Raw genomic sequence first — 17,391 nt, 5'->3', positions numbered from 1 at the left:
TATCAACACCTAGAAGATCCGCTTCACTTTCAAGTTTGCGCGAACCAGGTAAGTTAACCCCATAATCGCCTAGTAAACTTGTGCCAGATACAACCATGTCACCAAGACCAGCCGAACTAGCTGCAAGCACACCTAAACCAGTTAAAAGCTTTTTACTTACCTTTTCACGCCCATGATCACGTAAAGCATGTGCAATTTCGTGGCCGATCAGTGCAGCCAATTCATCATCAGTTGCATTAATTTTTGTGATAGAACCAGTCAACACACCGATCTTGCCTCCAGATAGACAAAACGCGTTGATTTCATTATCTCGGATTGTATTAACTTCCCAATTCCAATTTGCTGCGTCAGCTCGATAATGTGGAACTTGTGCGATAAGACGTTTTGCTACTCTATTTACTTGAGCGTTATTCACAATCAATCCACGCTGTTTAGCAGTCGTGATGATGTTGTTGTAAGACTGAGTACTTTGCTGAAGATATTCTTTTTCAGAATACAACATGATTTGTTTGCGTTTAGAACCCATTCCATCAATAGTACTAGATACGCAACCAGTTAAAAGAGATCCGGCAACAGCCAAAACACACAAAGATTTCATCTTAAAATCAAACATTTTGTTTTCCTTTATGTTTAAAAACATTTAACAAGTTAAAACTGCGCTTATTAAGCTTGTTTTTATCTTCCAAATCAGTAATACATTTAAACTCTTTTAAGATGTTTTTGTAATGCTCTTTTTGTTCATTTTCTGACTTATTAAAACCTTTCAAAGCTAACTGTTCAATAGTTTTAGGGCTGAATAATTTCAGAAGAACTATATTTAATATTAAAGTACCAGCCAGTAAGCCCAACGCATAAAGCTGAACAACTGAAGTACTGTATTTAGGTTCCATCGGACCAAGTGAACCAAAGCATATAAAGCTAAATACAGATAAAGTAACTGCAGCTATAAAACTAGATACCGTAACTCTAATCTTGAACTTATATCGTGCAATTAAAGCGACAATTAAAAAACCAAAAAGTATGGTACCAATTGCCGTAGCCATTATGACTAAAAAGAGCCCAGGGTTTGTGTTTGATGGATCTAACATTTCCATAGAATATCCTTAAATAAAACCCTTGCTTTCTAATAGGGTGAAACGATCTTTAAACAGTACAAAGAATGTTTTTTTAACGCTTTCGTACTGGTGTTTGATAATGTCTAAAGCACTATCATATGCACCTAGTTTCACGTAATTAACAAAATTGGCATGATCAAAACCTTTAAGTTTGTGACGTTTAATAAAGCCCTTAAAGTCTTGCTCTTTTTCTTTAAATTGATTCTCAAATTCAAAGAAAAGTTTGCCTAATTTCATGCTGTATAGTTTTAAATTGACAATAAATTCGACTAAAGGTGTTTCATTTCCTCTAATCGTAACCAGCATGTCTTTATCTTTTGTGATTTCGAGCGATGGTAAAAAATTAGAAAAATTAACCAGTAGATCACTTAATAAAACTTGTTTATTAAAGTATGTGACCAAAACAGGTGCGCTATCTGGCACATACGCTTTGATACGTTCAAATTTACTTAAAGCTTCTGGAGAAGCATGACCACTAAGGGCTAATTTCACTAACATATAATTCACTCGACATCTAATTCATTTTTTAAAACCAATTTGTATTTTGGATGAACCCCAAGTCTAAGTTGAAGTAATGTCCACGCTTGCTTTGTTATTAACTTTTCGCCACTTTCAAACTTTGACCACTGTATATTGTTGTACAATCCTGTGTGACTAGACATTTTGGTTTTACTTAAACCACTCCAGACTCTTAGTTGTTTTCCTAAGACTGGTATTGGAACCAGCATTAAACCATTGTCCTCTTGTTCCTTTAAAATCTTTAAAGCTGCCTTTTTACCTACTAATTGACCGCCATCTTCACAAATATAAGTAATACGAGCTGTATATTGTTCAGAGTTTAAGCACTCTTCTAACAATGCTAGAACTTCATCCTGAGGATTCGTTAAACCCCCTCCAACCGTATCGCCTGTATCAGTTTTAATCACGAGTTATACCTTTTAAGATAGATATTCTTATAGTATATACGAAAAACATTTAAAAGATTTTTTTAAAAAAACAAAATGTTCATTTTTTGTATTTTAGCTAAAACCACTTATAATATGATTATTGGTATTAACCAAAGTTTAAAACATATTGAAAGGTGTTTAAAATGACTAACTCTAAAACTAACGCTAAAACCAAAGAGAACCGCTTAAACCAAAATGGCAGTTTAAGCAAAACCGACCAACGCAAGCTTAAACCTATTTCTTTTTGCTTATTAGATACAGAACAAGTGACAATGCTGGAGAAAATTGAAAAGTTTCAATATGGCAATTTCTTTAAAAACATTATAGCTTCTATGACTGATGAAGAAGTTGAACAGATCGCGAATAGCAACAAGAAAAGCGATCCAATCATTCCTCAAAAATTACTAGATCTAAACATCACAAAAGGTTTCTTATCTTGTCGTTCAATTGCAAAGGTGCTTTTTAAACACAATAAAGTTGAATCTATGCTGCATGAGCTACGTAACTTTATCTCTGACGAATTCATTTTAAAGTTAGCTGAAGACCGCAACTTAACACTATCTATAAGCGACTCAGAAGTCGATTCTAATACCTCTTCAGGTATGTTTGATGATCGCTATGCGATGGCTGATACTGGCTATAAGAGCCGTACAACACCTGTTTTCAATCAGCAAAATATTGAATCTATAAAATCCATTGTTCGTGAACATGAGAAGCTTCCAAAACATGTCGAATTAGACAATGATTTCATTGAACAGTTTATGAATGACAATCCTGAAGTATTCGCAAAATTATAAAAACACAAACAAAAAAAACCATCTAATTTTTAGATGGTTTTTTTATGTCTTAATTATTTCTAGAATCAGCTATAAAGCTTCGCTGGCTCGTCTGCAACTGGTATCACTGGCTGTACTTCTTGCATAAGAATTTTAGTCACTTCATCCAGTGGTGCAATGTTGGAAGGTAAAAAATCTATTGCTTCAGGAAATTGTGATTTAAGGTAAGCATCTATGGCTTTGTGAATAGCTCGGTACCATTCTCGCGATTCGCTCTCTAAATTAAACATGCTTGAAATTGAAGCTTCTAGATCCGCAATATATTTACTTGGTAGTAAAGCTTTACGCTCCATATAAGCTTGATGTGCCATAGCAAGCCAGATAAAGCGATTTAATTCCTTACTACTTCCCTCTACGCTATTATCTTTAAAGTTCAACGTTCTAAATTTGCAAATGTGAAAATGTTGCTCACTAAAATATTTAAAGAAATCTTCATACTCAATTACAGAAATGGATTTTTGTAGCACCAATGGTATATCTAATGCGAGATCCACTTCGACTTTACGTGTACCAATGCCATTTTTAATAACAAATTTCATATTCACCTCAAAATAAATTAAATTGTTTAAAGGTGTCTTTATCATTAAAAGTAACCAGGTGATGCGATTCAATTAACGATTTAAGGTCCTTAGCCTGAGCAACTGGCTGTATTTCAATGCTGGCGATTTGTGCAGCTTCATGAATTAACCCTATGATTTGAGCACGGCTTTCTAAATATGCAGATAGATCGCGAGTTTCTTTGAATGAAGAAATGACAAAGTTAATATTCTTTTCTAAATTCTCACTCAAACTGCTTAGTGTTTGGTTAATTGGTGCATACTTTTCTATATGCTCTAAGACTGTTGCATGATCTAGAAAAAAACTAACTTCCAGCAATAATGAATTGTAAAAATCAATAAAGTTCGTTTCTTTTTCAAAGATGAAAATTTCTTGGCCATCTTCGTCATTAGGTATCTCAATTGAACCTTTTGAGATCTCAAAACTTTCATCCCCCAACAATGTATGCAGAATTCGGCCTAAGTGTTCTGCATGTGGTTTGCTGTTAGTAAAGTTGATTTTCAAGTTTTCATTTGAATCAGCAATACGGACTAAAATATAGTTTGTTGTGTGAAATAATTCATCTGCATTGTCAGTAAAATTTAACATTGAAATCTGATTATCTGTTCCAGCATCAGAATCAAGTTGCTTATCCAAAAATTCATGGTTATCAATAAAAAGCTTAGCTACACCGTTTGTAATAATGCTTTCGTATTCACCAAAGTTTTGTGCAAGGTATTCGCTCATTAAATTTGGCAGAACTTCTAATAAACTTTTTTTAAGATCCGATAATTCAATAGCAGAATTGAATAACGAATCTGGCACAAGGTTCTCTACCTCTTCATCAAGTGCTTCATCGTTTGGTGACAACCCTTTTTGCTGTGCAATTGCATTACGGAAGGAAGCCATAATTGAGATTGTCAAAATTGAAAGTGTTACCGTTTTAACCCATTCACTTTTCACATCGTTAGGCACGTAAAAAGCGCAATTACTAACCCACTGGTGGTTATGATTAAGAATCCGCTTTAAAGGGGTTTTAGTGGCTGGAAAAATTTCAAAGACAGTATTTAAGATTGGGTTTTTACCCAATTTGATGCTTTTATTATTACCGTAAAAATAGATGCTGCGAATATCAGACATAATATACTTTCTTAAACTTAACGTTGGTTACATATTATCACTGATTTAGTTTTAAAAAATATTTTTTAAAACTATTAATTTTATTTTTTTGTGTTTTAATTCTGCCCTTGTTCACTGCTTTTAAAACCCAAAAAAACAGGTAACTTTTGCTTAGGCTACGGTGGGAACTTGGTATTACAGTGTTATTTGGTAGCTAAAAAATTAAACATTGATAAACTATTGATAGTAAAAGAGATAAGGAATAGATAGATTTCTTTGCGTGTAGGGATATACTTTTCATCAAACATTTTGTTTATCGCATACAGAAGTGAAGAAAAACATAAAATGAATATGATGATTTGCAATATATATGATGGAGTATTGAGGGTTTCTGGTAGATATTTAATCTTGTATATCGTTGTATTTAAAAACATTTCAAACACAAAGAATACAACTACAAAGATGTAGCAAATATTGAAAATGGCAACTAAGTTGTATGCCGATTTGAGTACCAGGCCTGTCATCGATTGTTCACTTGAATCAATCTCACCCGTTTTTGGAATTTTAAAAAGCACAACGCATTCCAGTTTTAAGAGTGTATCTATTATACTTTTAGAATACCTTTTATCAACTATAAAACTTTGTTATTAAAATAAAAAAATGGCCTTTTAAGACCATTTTAAAACACCCTACCCTCCTTTTAAGACTAGCCGTTGTGCTTATCTTTAGAATCACGGTAAGTAGAGATATGGTAGAAGAAAAAGCACGATAAAAGTGAGAAAAGCACCACCCCGAACGTGTTCCAAAATCTGCTATTTGATAGTTCAGAAATACGTTTATTGATTTCTGAGATAACACATGGATTCGCTTTTGCAACTTCAACATTTACATTGCAGACTTCAGCATATTGGAATAGGAATGTTTTATGGCCAATATCATACATTTCTTGGATCTGGTTAATATTGGTCGTATTCAGAAGAACCATAACAAGAGAGATCAGTGCTACAAATATAGAGATAACAAGAAAGCACTTCACAATGATTTCACGAGCCACATCATCAACACCACTTAAATATCTTTCGAGCAATATATTTAGCTTAGTTCGACCATCAAGGATAATGTTATAGTCATGTTTTACTTCATTATTTCCTGTATGGTTTTGATTTGTTGGTTCAACAGGAATGTCAGATAATTCGGCTGGTAAAGTGACTGCAATTACATCTTTTTGTTCTTCAGGTGCTAAACTTTTATTGCTGCTGTTTGATACAAAATCTTTTAATAAGGGTACTGGCTCACTTTTAAGGTGTTCTGTTTTTACAACCTCGTGAGCCGACTCATTTGCATCGAATAAGATCTTGTCTGTTCTTTCTGGATGCTTGAGATGTATATATTGATAAATAAAATAATTGATCTTTTGCTGTAAGACCGGGCTTTTATCAACTTCACTTTCCACATCTGCACCAAAAGTCTCAGTTATAGATGATTTTAATTCTTGTACTTCGGATTGATTCAGCAATTGATATAGTTCATATATTGTTTTAGAACTGATCATGATAAAACCCACATTAATATTCATTAAACTGTTAGTAGTATATAGAATGTGGTTTTAAAATAAATAGGTATGTTTTAAGAATAAAAAAAACCGCCTTTTAAGGACGGTTTTAAAAGGGGGTTTAATTAGTATAAACAGTTGCCGTTTGCACCAATAGAGCGTCCATTCTGGCTTAAATACCGTTGTACGGTGTTAGCAACATCTCTTGGGAGTTGATTATTCACTTTTTGTATAACATCGACTTTGTATTTATTCTGACAACTCACAATACCAGCCAACATGTTATTGATCAGTGATGTATTGTCTTTACCATCCAATTTACGTGTTTCTTCGTTTATCACTATGAATTGAACAATATTTAGATAGTTATTCGTGAGGTTGTCACCACTTTTTGATGACTTGTTTAGATTCTCAATGGTCGAATTCAAGTTATTCATTCGTGCTTCAAGGCCAGAATCACCAGTGACATTTGCATTATTGTTTTGGTAACGCGTAGCTGTGGTGTTCCGATTAGAATTATATTGTCTTTGCTGTATCGGCTGTTGCTGAACCTGAACTGGTGCTTGCTGTTGAATTTGACCAGGTGCTTGCTGTTGTTGAGCTGGCACTTGCTGAGTTGAATCTTCATTTGAAGTTGCTTTTTTATACCAATCACTAAAATCGGCATTTGCACTACTACTCAATATAGTAGCCGTAAAAATTGCACATAAATAAAGTTTATTATTCATTGTCTGAACTCTCTTTACCGTTGTAGTTCGCTGGACTAATAGCTTTTAAACTGAACTCATTTGCAAGTTTCCACAACCGCATAAATGTCTTTTGCTTTTCTTGTACCCAATAGTCCTTATCTTTTTTTAGAAGATTCTTTAATACATCTGAGTTCAAGTGGAAATTATCATCAAAAAAATGTTCAAACAGGAGTTCTGTTAAATAGTTTTGAGTTAACGTTTTTTTATTTTCATTACCCGTACCAAAGAATATTTGGCAAAGCTTTGTGCTTTCACACACGAGATCTATGTATTTTTTCTCGTCTGCATTTCGCTGGTGGCGCAAATGAGGATGTGTAATAAAAATAGAATTACGTATGAAAGCATAATCAATAATTACAGTAGCTTCCGTTTTCTTTGAAATGTACTCAGCGTTTGTAAGAATTTCACAAGTGGTAACATCAACTTTGTCGCGAATATTAATGAATTCGCTTGAGAAAGTAGATGCACTTTTGTTTTCGATCTCAACTTTCTTATCACGATTTCTCAGATAAAGTAAATTATCTGCTTGCTTCATATCGTTTAGGAATCTTTCAAAGAAGTGATTACTTTTATATAGATCTTCTAGAGCTCGCGTAACATAAGACGCAACCAAATTAAGATTTTTAGCTAAATATGATGGTCCATTCTTAGTTGTATAAGCAGCTAAACGATCCTTAACAAGTTCTATTACTTTTTCAGGTTCACCATTATTCAATCGAATTGCTGAAGTGAAGAGCGCATTACTGATTTTAAGCTCATTGCCCTGTTCATCCTGAACCTTTGCACACATTTCATTTAATGTATTAAGCGCTTTACGATAGTTGGACTTCAACTGAATCTGAAAACGATAATTGCAAAAATTGTCACGATCTGGTGTACGCTTATTGCATGGTTCATACTTAACAGAAATAAATAATTCAATAGATGGATTGTTATTCAGTCTTTCTAATGAAACAAGAAGTCGTTTACGGTAAAAATCACTTGCTTTGTATTTAAATTCTACTGAAAACTCGGTTAATGCTTTGAAGTCAATGTAAGGAATAACCACTTCGCCACGAAACTCATTGATCTTCATCAAGTTATACATATAAAGATCAAAACGGTCCTTAAATCCAAGAACCGTTAAAGTGTCGAGAACTGTGTAGCGCCCCTTTTTATCAAAATCTAATTCAGATAGATTGGCAATCAACGTTTCTTCAAGCTGATAGCAAATAAACGCATTGTTATCTAATTCAAAATAGCCCGTACTGGCAAACATTCTTTTATGAGTTACGCTGTCTACGTCATTTCTTGAAAATGGTTCGCTGTCCATTTGGCGTAAAGAGCTCATTGGTAGCATCACTTTACCAACACTATTTAGCGTATTCCATGCCAAAGATTTGATACGGCCATTGCTAAGGTAATTAGCTTTATTTTTGAATAAAAGAATTTGACGGATGTATTCAAAATTCAGAACAAAGTTGTTCGCTAGTTGTAATGCTTCAATTTGGGATAATTCAGGTTTTTCAGCGATAACGCGCTGCAGCTGATGTGCATACTTATTTTTGGCATTCACCAACATTAAGTAAAAAATGAATTGATCAACAACTGGAATATCTAGATAACATTCGACTATGAAATTACTGATTTTGTTGCCGTAACCCAAGAGATCCATGGTTTTTGTTTCGGCATTAATAATTGAGTCTTTGATTGACTGCGATAGTCCAAAAATTTCATCTTCTGAAATTCCTTTACTTATGCAGACTTGTGAAGAATCTTGCATAACTGCTCCACTTTAGACAACGTACAACGTACATTGCCTGAGATTGAATTAAAAAATAAAAATAAAAATATATTTGCAACCCAACTAACGTTGTAGTCTTTTCGCTTTAAAGCTGTGTATATACTAACTAAATTTTAGACAATAAAAAAGCCTCGTCAGAGGCTTAATTACGCAATTAACATTATTTGTTGACCGATCTGCGGTAACTCTAGTTTAGAAGTAGTGAACCTGTATGGTAGCTTCTCATATATGCTTTTAAAACTAAGAGAATTTCTAAAAAAATCAAAGCTTTTAGTGAGTTTAAAAGTAATATCGCCACTTGATAAGATTTGAATTTCGTCAATCATAGGTGCTGCAGCTTGCTTCGCATCTGTATCAATCATAAATGATAAATCACAAGCTTCACGCATGATCTGGTTGATAGTTTTCTTATTAAAATCTAGACCTGTAACGTGGTTAACTTTTTCAGCTGATACAACGTATCTACCGTCTTCTGCAGAATAAAATGCATTTAAATTATCAACTAGAATAAGCAATTCGGCAGATAAAACACCTTTTAGCAAAATATCAGACGAGCCAGAGCTAAACACATTGAAGTCAATGAGTATTTTTTGATGTCTAAGACTAAATGATTGATATTGCATATCTCGAATTCCCATAGGCATTCTGAGTAGACATTATAGCATCAATTCGTTAATTAGACTACGATTAAAAGCATTTTTAACAGTAATTTCTTAATAAATAAGACTATGAAAAACAGTGCCTTATATGAGTAATATTCACAATTACAATGTAAGTTAACCAATGTAATACTTGATCAAATAAATATGTGCTCAAGATAGGCACCCAGCGAAACTTTTTTATAAATGGTTTGTAAACTTTCTTCCGTCCTAATGACGTAAGTTATTGTTTTATAGTGGTGCCAAAATACGAGCGAAACTTTTTTATAAATGGGTTGTAAACTTTCTTCCGTCCTAATGATGTAAGTTGTTGATTTATAGTGCTGGCAAATTTCGAGCGAAACTTTTTTATAAATGGGTTGTAAACTTTCTTCCGTCCTAATGATGTAAGTTGTTGATTTATAGTGCTGGCAAATTTCGAGCGAAAGTTTTTTATAAATGGGTTGTAAACTTTCTTCCGTCCTAATGATGTAAGTTGTTGATTTATATTGCTGGCAAATTTCGAGCGAAAGTTTTTTATAAGTGGGTGTAAACTTTCTTCCGTCCTAATGATGTAAGTTGTTGATTTATAGTGGTGCCAAAATACGAGCGAAAGTTTTTTATAAATGGGTTGTAAACTTTCTTCCGTCCTAATAGCGTAAGTTATTGATTTTACTTTTTTGTCCAGATCCAATAGCTCAACTATCATAGATAGTATGTTTAGTATGTTTTAAGGTTAGGTTATAACTTTTTGGCTGTACCTAACTTCCAGCGAAAGTTTTTTATAAATGGGTTGTAAACTTTCTTCCGTCCTAATGACGTAAGTTATTGATTTATAGTTGTGTCAAAATACGAGCGAAAGTTTTTTATAAGTGGATGTAAACTTTCTTCCGTCCTAATGGCGTAACTCATTGATTTTCTGTTATAGTCTGAACTCAGCGAAAGTTTTTTATAAATGGGTTGTAAACTTTCTTCCGTCCTAATGGCGTAAGTTATTGATTTGTCGTAAAACAAGCTAAATAGCGATCGTTGGGTCATATATAAGGGCTATTCCTCATAAAATCTGAAAGTCTTTATTATCAAGGCTCTCAGGAAATTGGAGAAGTTATCCGCAACGTTTTGAATTTAATTTGCGCTCAAATGAATTTAATTTGCGCTGGAAGTATTTTTTATTCTATTTAATTTTATTATAAACAGCGACTTACAACACTTGCTAGTTTGCAAATTTCCAATATTGCAAAAAGCTAAAAAATGAACAATATTTTACTCATATTTTTAAATTCATTCTAATATACAAGAACTTAATTTGTGGATAGAATTTAATAGGAAAGTGGATAAAAACATCAAAAACCAGCTAAAAACGCCTTATTTTCTAAAAATTCAAATTCAATTTGCGCTCAAATGAATTTGATTTTCGCTCGTACCATTTGTGTTTTTCCGTACTAATCCTGTAATATCATGAAAAATAAGCATAAAAAATGTCCCTAATTAACTTCCCTTAATTAGAAAGATAATAAACAAAAAATTTCTTTTTAAAAATTTACTCTTAAACTTTTTAATATATTTTTTAATTTTTTATTTGCCTCCTTAGTATATACCAATGAGGTTTTGTAGTATTTTATAAATAGCTTGAGTCAATGACCAGCAATCAAAAATATAAAGCGTGGAATTTAAGAAATGAGTAAAAGTGATAATACGATTAAACGTATCGTCATGACTGTAGATCAATTTTACAAACATGATGAACAAGACGAGCTGTATGCATACGGCTTTGATATGTCTACCAATGAACCAGTTCGCATACGAATGAGTTCATCTGAAGAATTCACGAAGATCATTAATAAACTCAACAAGCATCATACTGAGAATGTTTCAGTAGATGAAGTCCACGCAAAATTTGATTCTGGACGTAACCAACGTACTTCATTAGACACACATAATCGCGGTGCTAACCGTGGTCGAATTATCTGTTTTGACAAATGTGTTGACTCACCCTACGAATCTCTTGACGGTTATAAAACTTATGTTGCTCAGTGGTGCAACGTAATGAGTAACAACCCGAATTCACAATTAATCAAAGCAGTCACTTCTATCAATGTGCATCAACAAAAAAACGGCGATTTCTTTGTTAAAGCTCAAATCATTGAAGATGCAGCACATATGCAAGTGCCCAATGTAAAAATTAATTCTCCAGCACTTCATAACGCTATTATTAAAAATAATTTACAGCTTCTTGTTAAATCTTTATCGAATAGTACTGACAACCAACCTGAGCGCATTCCATTTTCAAAAATTGTTGTGCGCTATGAGTCTGGTTCTGTATTAACTACAATCCCATTGATTCCAACCTATGACAGTGCTGATCGTGAAAGTGTTAAGCAATTCGCTAAGCCAGATCCGTTGATGCAACGTGGCGGTATTGATAAAACTAAAAAGTCTTATCGGGTTGCTAAAGATCCGATTGAAAGTATCAAAGATATTTTGAACGGCAATGACTTTCACACCGCAACTTTTGATCCAAATTTTGTACCATCCAACCAGCATGAAAAAGACCAGTTCGATAAACAGGCTCAGAACGTTTATGTTATGGACCAGGCCCGTATTGCCCTGTTTGCATTACTTGGCGATCGACAAATTAAAGTGTTCTACAATGAAGATGTAGACAAAGAAAAAAATCAAAATTTAAAACGTCTTTACGCTGGCTTGGTGAGTCAAAAATTACTGCCTGAGGTTTATCATGGCCAACAACTACAACTAGGTGCGCTTTACAAAGACACGTTCTTAAAGAAATTTTTCAACAATAAAACGCCTCACGCTGGTTTTCGCAAGGTAGATCCAGAAATAGATTTACGTACTGGTGAGGGTGTTCGTGGTGTTGGTGCACCTCCCCTAGTGAATCAATTTACCGATGACTACGGCAATCCAAAACCGCACGACTTAAATCCTCAATTTTTAAGTCAAGTTGATCGTCAGACCATGAATAAATTGACGCATGCAAAACAGCAATTTGCTGAAGCGTTTATTGTTATTCAACCACACCAACGGAACTCGAATAATTGTTTTGTCTCGTTTATCGAGCCTGTTGAACTTACTCAAACCCGTATGAATGCGTTGAACTTTTCAGAAATTACGGTAGAGCATGTACAGCAACATAAAGCTTCAATCGATAGTCCGTTATCTAAGAACTTCAACCACGATCTTTTACCTGATCCACAAGAGTTAATGATGAAAGTCAGACAGCCAGAAATGGATGTTAAGAAAAGCCAAGAAAAGGCTGCGACTTCTGATGTCTATAACGACATGACTTTTTAATCAAATTTAATAATTCTTCTTCAGGTTCGCTATGACTACTCATGATTTAAACGAAAAAATTAAATGGATCGACTTATCACAAGCTGGTGTATATCTCGATGTACGGCGTGTTGGCCAGACGGATAGCCAATTACTCTTATTGGACGTTCAAAAAAAACTATCTAAAGAAAATTTGAATAACATTGGTTTTACACCGATGAAGTTTGAGGCTTATCCTCACTTTGACGGTCACTTGTATCAATACAATTTGAATGAAACGATCAAACCAAGACTGTTTCATGAAGTTTTGGGTATTCCAAAAGAATTTATCCGTAGTGTGCTTGCGACTCGCCAAGAATTGCATGATTTGTTCAATGCCCAAGCAAAAACATTGGTGCCACAACGATTGAACGTTGCGTTGAATAGTGCAACTCCACTCGGTTATAACTCTGATGGCAACAAAATCTATGCTTCAGCTCATAACCGTTTTTACGTGAATGCCCAAGGTACGCAAATACCTGAAGGTCCTAATGATCAGCCGTCTAGTCTGTACTTACGTGCGACCAAGCAAAAAGATTTAAAAGAATGCTTAAGAGGCTATATCTATCAATTAGAACATGAAACAAAGAGCCATAATCACCAGGACTTTTTAAAGTTTTTAGCTCTAATCACGCAAGCCAAAAATGCTGACGTTGATGTATCCAAGGTAACAGATAAACAGATCCATACTGCAGAAGAAGCGCTTGAAACAGTGATGGTCGAAAAGTTAGGTGAGCTTGATTTTACTGAGAGCTCATTTAAAACGAGTTTAGCGTTATACAATCGCATGCCGACTAAGACCATGCGAAACAATACGATTCGTATGTTACAGCAATATTCGACTCCAATCCCGATGTCACTTGTGGCTCAGCGCTTATTGATTGAGGGTGATAACCGAACAAAACAAAACTTTTCCGTGCTCGAGCCAACTGTGGGTAATGGATCTTTAATCGGTTTATTAACCCAAGAGCGTAATGCTTCTGTCTATGCGGTTGAGTTAGATCCCAAACGTGCTGAACGTACAAAAGCACTGACTCAAAATTATGAATGCACGGTTGTTACTGCAGATGCTACACAAATTGATTTTGAGCAAACGTTTAAGCAAAAAGTTGACTATGTGATTGCCAACCCTCCTTTTGGTGCTATGGATAAACTAGAACGTGTTGCACCAATTTTGGTTCAACAGCGTAACGGCGTAGATCCAAACCCATTATTGGTAGATCCATCAGAAAACGTCTGGTTCAGTACGGATAAATTGGACCATGCCATTCTGGTTAAATCACTAAACGCACGAAACGATCAAGGGCGTTCAGTTTTCATTATTGGCTCAGATAAACAGATTTCAGATGGTACGGTTGAGCGTAAATCAAAGAATTTACTTAATTATCTCTATAAGCATTATGAAGTTGAGGCGGTTGTAGAAATCCACGGCAATGCATATGCACGAAACGGCGCTAATCAAAATGTTCGTATGTTAGTGGTAGGCAATCGTAAAAACGAACAAGCGTTACTACAAACTTACCAATCTTCTGTGGTACCAGATAAGTTGAAAGTCATTACGGACTATGACGAACTTTGGGGATGGGCTAATAACGTAATCTATAATCGTTTGAATCCGAATAAGGATCTATACTTCAAGCCAACTACTCCGACTCCAGTTGAGCAACAAGCACAACAAGCACCAGTGGTTGAACCTGTTGTTGAGGTTAAGCCTGTTGAAAAAGAAAATGACGATTTGTTTGCCAGTCTAGGTGATGAACAGCCTGTTTCGCCACTTGAAGATATTGCATCAAGTGTAACGCCTACGTCTGCAGTCACTATGTTTGATGAAGTCGTGGTCGCTAAAGAAGAAGAGATTAAGCAAGAGGAAGCTGTCAAACCAAAACCGATGTTTGGTCGTAAACCTAAATCAAAACCGAATAAAGTTTCTTTTGACTTCGGAACCGTTGAAGTTAGTACGCAAACAACCAGTTCAGATGATGATGTACCTACACCAACTGAAGCTACACCAACGTTTGAAAATGAAAATGACAATGATTTCGTGCCTGAGGTAAAGAATCCGCACGAGAACCAAAATCTGGATGAAGACCTTGACGATGACGTTAATCTTCAAGTAGGTGATACCACGGCGACCAATGAGGGTGAAACACCTGAACAAACACCAGCTGAAGAACCAGCGGTAGAGCAAGTAAAACAGGAACCGGGTTTAACTGCTGAAGAGATTGCTAAGTTAAATTCTGAATTAGCGATCGGTACTGAGCAAAAAGAAGAACCGACTGTTGAATCTGACCAATCAAATTTACAGCCGATTGTTCCTGTTCCTAATGCTGAAAACACAACAGAACCAACTCCGGAAAATATATACCAAGTTAAGTATATACCGATGTCTATGGCATCTGAGCCAATTGCTTTAGTGGCTAAAAACCAGATTAAAGCGATTAATCAGGCAAATGCTCAATTGACTACACACATCCAAAATGTATTAGGTTTTGGGGGTATCAATTTCCAAGCTGAAGTCGATAATGGTAACTACCCTACTCTTGTTGATGCCTATGTCGCTAAGAAATTGCAATATGACAATTTTGATGCACTAAAGTCCGCTTTTGCATGTGAACAGGTCGATGCGGTTGCCCATATCATTTTACGTTTTGACCAAAACTTACCTGTGCTTATTGGCGACCAGACGGGTTTAGGTAAAGGTCGTATTGCAGCTGCGTGTTTACGATATAGTGCGTTAAGAGGAAAGCCCCCTGTTTTCCTTACAGATACAACGCAACTCTTGAACGACATTTGGCGTGATATTGTTGCTACAGACAGTGACAAGTTCTTTAAAGATCCGTTTATCTTTAACTCGGATGCTGTGATTAACCGCTTTGGTACTGAAGAGGTTTTATTCACTGGCCAAGATCTACCTAAGGAAATTGAAGATATTCCAGCGCAACATGACTTGGTATTGGCAACGTATAGCCAATTTAACCGACCAAACCGGAAACGTGCGTTATTGACTCGTTTTATTAATCAAGACACTGTTTTGGTGATGGATGAAACGCACCGTGCAGCATCCTTGAAATCAGCTACAAGTCAATTTTTCTTAGATGTTATTGATCAGACCAATCTAATTAATTTCCAGTCTGCATCGGCAATTAAGAAACCTGAAAATCTTGAATTCTTCCATAAATTGTTCCCTCGATCCGTATCTCGTAATGACTTACAAAAGGTTATCGATAATGCAGATGGTCCAATTTTGGAGTTTATTTCTGAAGGTTTGGTAGACAGCTCTGCCATGATTCGTAGAGAGCAAGATCTCTCGCACATTACCATTCAAACCTTTGTGCCAACTGAAGAGGAAATTAAGAAATTTCACAATTACTCAGATGTTCTTTCTGACATCTTGACGGACATGGTGAAATTTTCTAAAGATATTCGCCTCGATGCGCTAGAAAACATTGCCAATGATGATGATGCTGTTGCCAATTTAGACTTTCATCAGGATTCAGACGATCCGAAAAACCGTTTAAGTTTGAGTGTGATGAACTTTGGATCTCGAATGTACCAGATCCAAAAGCAATTCCTATTGGCATTGAAAACTGACTCTACAAGTGATGCTGTGATTCAGGCATTACATGAGGGTAGAAAGCCCGTGATTGGTTTGGAAAATACGGGTGAGAGTCTATTCAACATTTTGATGCAAAGTCGCATGGAAGCGATTTTAAAAGCAGATACGGCGCAAGACGTTACCGCTGATTCGCCTGAAAAAGAAAAAGCGTTTAATAACTTCAAGTCGGTATCGTCAGAAATTGAATTTCTTGAAAATGAGCTTCAAAAACTCATGATCAAAGAAAACCGTGACGCTGGCGATGAAAAAGCAGCGAAAAATATTCAAAAGGAATTGACTAAGCTTGAATATAAGCGCGGTAGCTATCTGCAAAGTCAAATTTCTGTTTTAGATGAACTCCCACAATTCCGTGACTTGCTTGAAGTGATGTTAGATCGCATCGATGTGGTGAAAGCTGAAGATAACTACGGTAACTCGTTCGTTAAGAAGCTCAGTACGGAAGTGACATTTAATGAAAACGGCGATCCAGTGGTAAGTCCGTATAAAATCATTTTGGATCGTATCAAAGAAAAGATTCAAAAGTTCCCTGACCTACCTTTGATGCCTTTGGACGTACTACGTAACAAGGTGACAAAAGCTGGCTTCAAGATTGATGAAATCTCTGGCCGTCAGATCCACTTAACGGAAACAAGAGACGGCAAATGGAAGGTTAATAAACAAGAGAACAATACGACACAAGGTAAGATTTTGGTTCAATCAAAATTCCAATCTGGTGAAATCGATGTTGTTATTGTGACTCGCTCTGGTTGTACGGGTATTTCTCTACATGCAGCCAAAAACCCTGATCCTACAATTCCATCGGATCACTTGCGCCAACGTGAGTTGTTTTTCTTGCAAAAACCTGAGAACTCTACCGATACGATTCAGATGATCGGTCGTGTGGGTCGCCGTGGTGAAGAATCACATCCGATTATGACGACAGTAGATTCGGGTATTCCAGCAGAAACACGTATGCACTTAATGATGATGCGTAAACTGTCTACCCTATCAGCGAACGTCTCTGCCAACTCAGAAACCAAGTTTAACGAAAACGATTATCCTGACATGCTCAACTACATTGGCAACCGGGTAGCGTTGGACTATTTAAAAAATAACGTAAACTTGGCGAACACACTTGATATTGATATTTCGGATGATGAAAAAGGACCATCATATCGCACGGCGCAAAA

13 protein-coding genes are annotated in these 17,391 nt (G+C 35.5%); 3 read left to right on the top strand and 10 right to left on the bottom strand.

Annotation, left to right across the window (positions count from 1 at the left end):
* From D7V20_RS16800 to D7V20_RS16785, 4 genes are all read right to left on the bottom strand, one after another.
* The coding region (locus tag D7V20_RS16800) for a M48 family metallopeptidase (protein WP_235831661.1) at nucleotides 1-598 on the bottom strand (598 nt) is incomplete at its 3' end.
* A 7-nt stretch (nucleotides 599-605) separates the two neighbouring features.
* Nucleotides 606-1,094: a hypothetical protein gene (locus D7V20_RS16795; RefSeq protein ID WP_005005757.1), complete on the bottom strand. Its 489-nt coding sequence runs from the start codon at nucleotides 1,092-1,094 to the stop codon at nucleotides 606-608.
* A gap of 9 nt (nucleotides 1,095-1,103) precedes the next feature.
* Nucleotides 1,104-1,613, bottom strand: a complete 510-nt coding sequence (locus tag D7V20_RS16790; protein ID WP_005005759.1) for a hypothetical protein — start codon at nucleotides 1,611-1,613, stop codon at nucleotides 1,104-1,106.
* Nucleotides 1,614-1,618: 5 nt separating this feature from the next.
* On the bottom strand, nucleotides 1,619-2,041 hold the full coding sequence (locus tag D7V20_RS16785) for a hypothetical protein (RefSeq protein ID WP_005005760.1): 423 nt from the start codon (nucleotides 2,039-2,041) through the stop codon (nucleotides 1,619-1,621).
* 164 nt (nucleotides 2,042-2,205) lie between these two features.
* On the opposite strand from D7V20_RS16785, the gene D7V20_RS16780 reads away from it, so the two are divergent.
* Nucleotides 2,206-2,859: a hypothetical protein gene (locus tag D7V20_RS16780; protein WP_005005764.1), complete on the top strand. Its 654-nt coding sequence runs from the start codon at nucleotides 2,206-2,208 to the stop codon at nucleotides 2,857-2,859.
* A gap of 65 nt (nucleotides 2,860-2,924) precedes the next feature.
* Here D7V20_RS16780 and D7V20_RS16775 read toward each other — a convergent pair whose 3' ends face one another.
* The 6 genes from D7V20_RS16775 to D7V20_RS16745 form a co-directional block, all read right to left on the bottom strand.
* A complete protein-coding gene (locus D7V20_RS16775) occupies nucleotides 2,925-3,437 on the bottom strand; it encodes a hypothetical protein (protein ID WP_077170163.1) in 513 nt (170 codons plus the stop codon).
* A 7-nt stretch (nucleotides 3,438-3,444) separates the two neighbouring features.
* A complete protein-coding gene (locus D7V20_RS16770) occupies nucleotides 3,445-4,575 on the bottom strand; it encodes a hypothetical protein (protein ID WP_005005771.1) in 1,131 nt (376 codons plus the stop codon).
* A 685-nt stretch (nucleotides 4,576-5,260) separates the two neighbouring features.
* Nucleotides 5,261-6,106: a hypothetical protein gene (locus tag D7V20_RS16760; protein WP_024160863.1), complete on the bottom strand. Its 846-nt coding sequence runs from the start codon at nucleotides 6,104-6,106 to the stop codon at nucleotides 5,261-5,263.
* A gap of 125 nt (nucleotides 6,107-6,231) precedes the next feature.
* On the bottom strand, nucleotides 6,232-6,834 hold the full coding sequence (locus tag D7V20_RS16755) for a hypothetical protein (protein WP_005005776.1): 603 nt from the start codon (nucleotides 6,832-6,834) through the stop codon (nucleotides 6,232-6,234).
* The gene (locus tag D7V20_RS16750; RefSeq protein ID WP_005005779.1) at nucleotides 6,827-8,617 is read right to left on the bottom strand and encodes a hypothetical protein; all 1,791 of its coding nucleotides are present in this window, start codon (nucleotides 8,615-8,617) and stop codon (nucleotides 6,827-6,829) included. Before D7V20_RS16750 ends, D7V20_RS16755 begins: the two co-directional genes overlap by 8 nt.
* A gap of 167 nt (nucleotides 8,618-8,784) precedes the next feature.
* Nucleotides 8,785-9,261, bottom strand: coding sequence for a hypothetical protein (locus D7V20_RS16745; protein WP_005005780.1), 477 nt, complete (start codon nucleotides 9,259-9,261; stop codon nucleotides 8,785-8,787).
* A gap of 1,692 nt (nucleotides 9,262-10,953) precedes the next feature.
* On the opposite strand from D7V20_RS16745, the gene D7V20_RS16735 reads away from it, so the two are divergent.
* Together D7V20_RS16735 and D7V20_RS16730 are read left to right on the top strand one after the other, a co-directional pair.
* The gene (locus D7V20_RS16735) at nucleotides 10,954-12,588 is read left to right on the top strand and encodes a hypothetical protein (RefSeq protein ID WP_005005782.1); all 1,635 of its coding nucleotides are present in this window, start codon (nucleotides 10,954-10,956) and stop codon (nucleotides 12,586-12,588) included.
* A gap of 31 nt (nucleotides 12,589-12,619) precedes the next feature.
* A partial coding sequence (locus D7V20_RS16730; RefSeq protein WP_120385186.1) for a strawberry notch C-terminal domain-containing protein occupies nucleotides 12,620-17,391 on the top strand: 4,772 nt, incomplete at its 3' end.

The organism is Acinetobacter rongchengensis (assembly GCF_003611475.1).
In the GTDB taxonomy this organism is placed as follows: Bacteria; Pseudomonadota; Gammaproteobacteria; order Pseudomonadales; family Moraxellaceae; genus Acinetobacter; species Acinetobacter rongchengensis.
The sequence above is the reverse complement of the archived record's forward strand: the minus strand, read 5'-3'. Positions and strand labels throughout refer to the sequence as shown.

Bases quoted from the DNA above. Each gene is read 5' to 3' on its own strand.
- D7V20_RS16770 (WP_005005771.1), bottom strand. From the start codon at position 4,575: ATGTCTGATATTCGCAGCATCTATTTTTACGGTAATAATAAAAGCATC.
- D7V20_RS16780 (WP_005005764.1), top strand. From the start codon at position 2,206: ATGACTAACTCTAAAACTAACGCTAAAACCAAAGAGAACCGCTTAAAC.
- D7V20_RS16735 (WP_005005782.1), top strand. From the start codon at position 10,954: ATGAGTAAAAGTGATAATACGATTAAACGTATCGTCATGACTGTAGAT.
- D7V20_RS16775 (WP_077170163.1), bottom strand. From the start codon at position 3,437: ATGAAATTTGTTATTAAAAATGGCATTGGTACACGTAAAGTCGAAGTG.
- D7V20_RS16750 (WP_005005779.1), bottom strand. From the start codon at position 8,617: ATGCAAGATTCTTCACAAGTCTGCATAAGTAAAGGAATTTCAGAAGAT.
- D7V20_RS16745 (WP_005005780.1), bottom strand. From the start codon at position 9,261: ATGCAATATCAATCATTTAGTCTTAGACATCAAAAAATACTCATTGAC.
- D7V20_RS16790 (WP_005005759.1), bottom strand. From the start codon at position 1,613: ATGTTAGTGAAATTAGCCCTTAGTGGTCATGCTTCTCCAGAAGCTTTA.
- D7V20_RS16760 (WP_024160863.1), bottom strand. From the start codon at position 6,106: ATGATCAGTTCTAAAACAATATATGAACTATATCAATTGCTGAATCAA.
- D7V20_RS16795 (WP_005005757.1), bottom strand. From the start codon at position 1,094: ATGGAAATGTTAGATCCATCAAACACAAACCCTGGGCTCTTTTTAGTC.
- D7V20_RS16755 (WP_005005776.1), bottom strand. From the start codon at position 6,834: ATGAATAATAAACTTTATTTATGTGCAATTTTTACGGCTACTATATTG.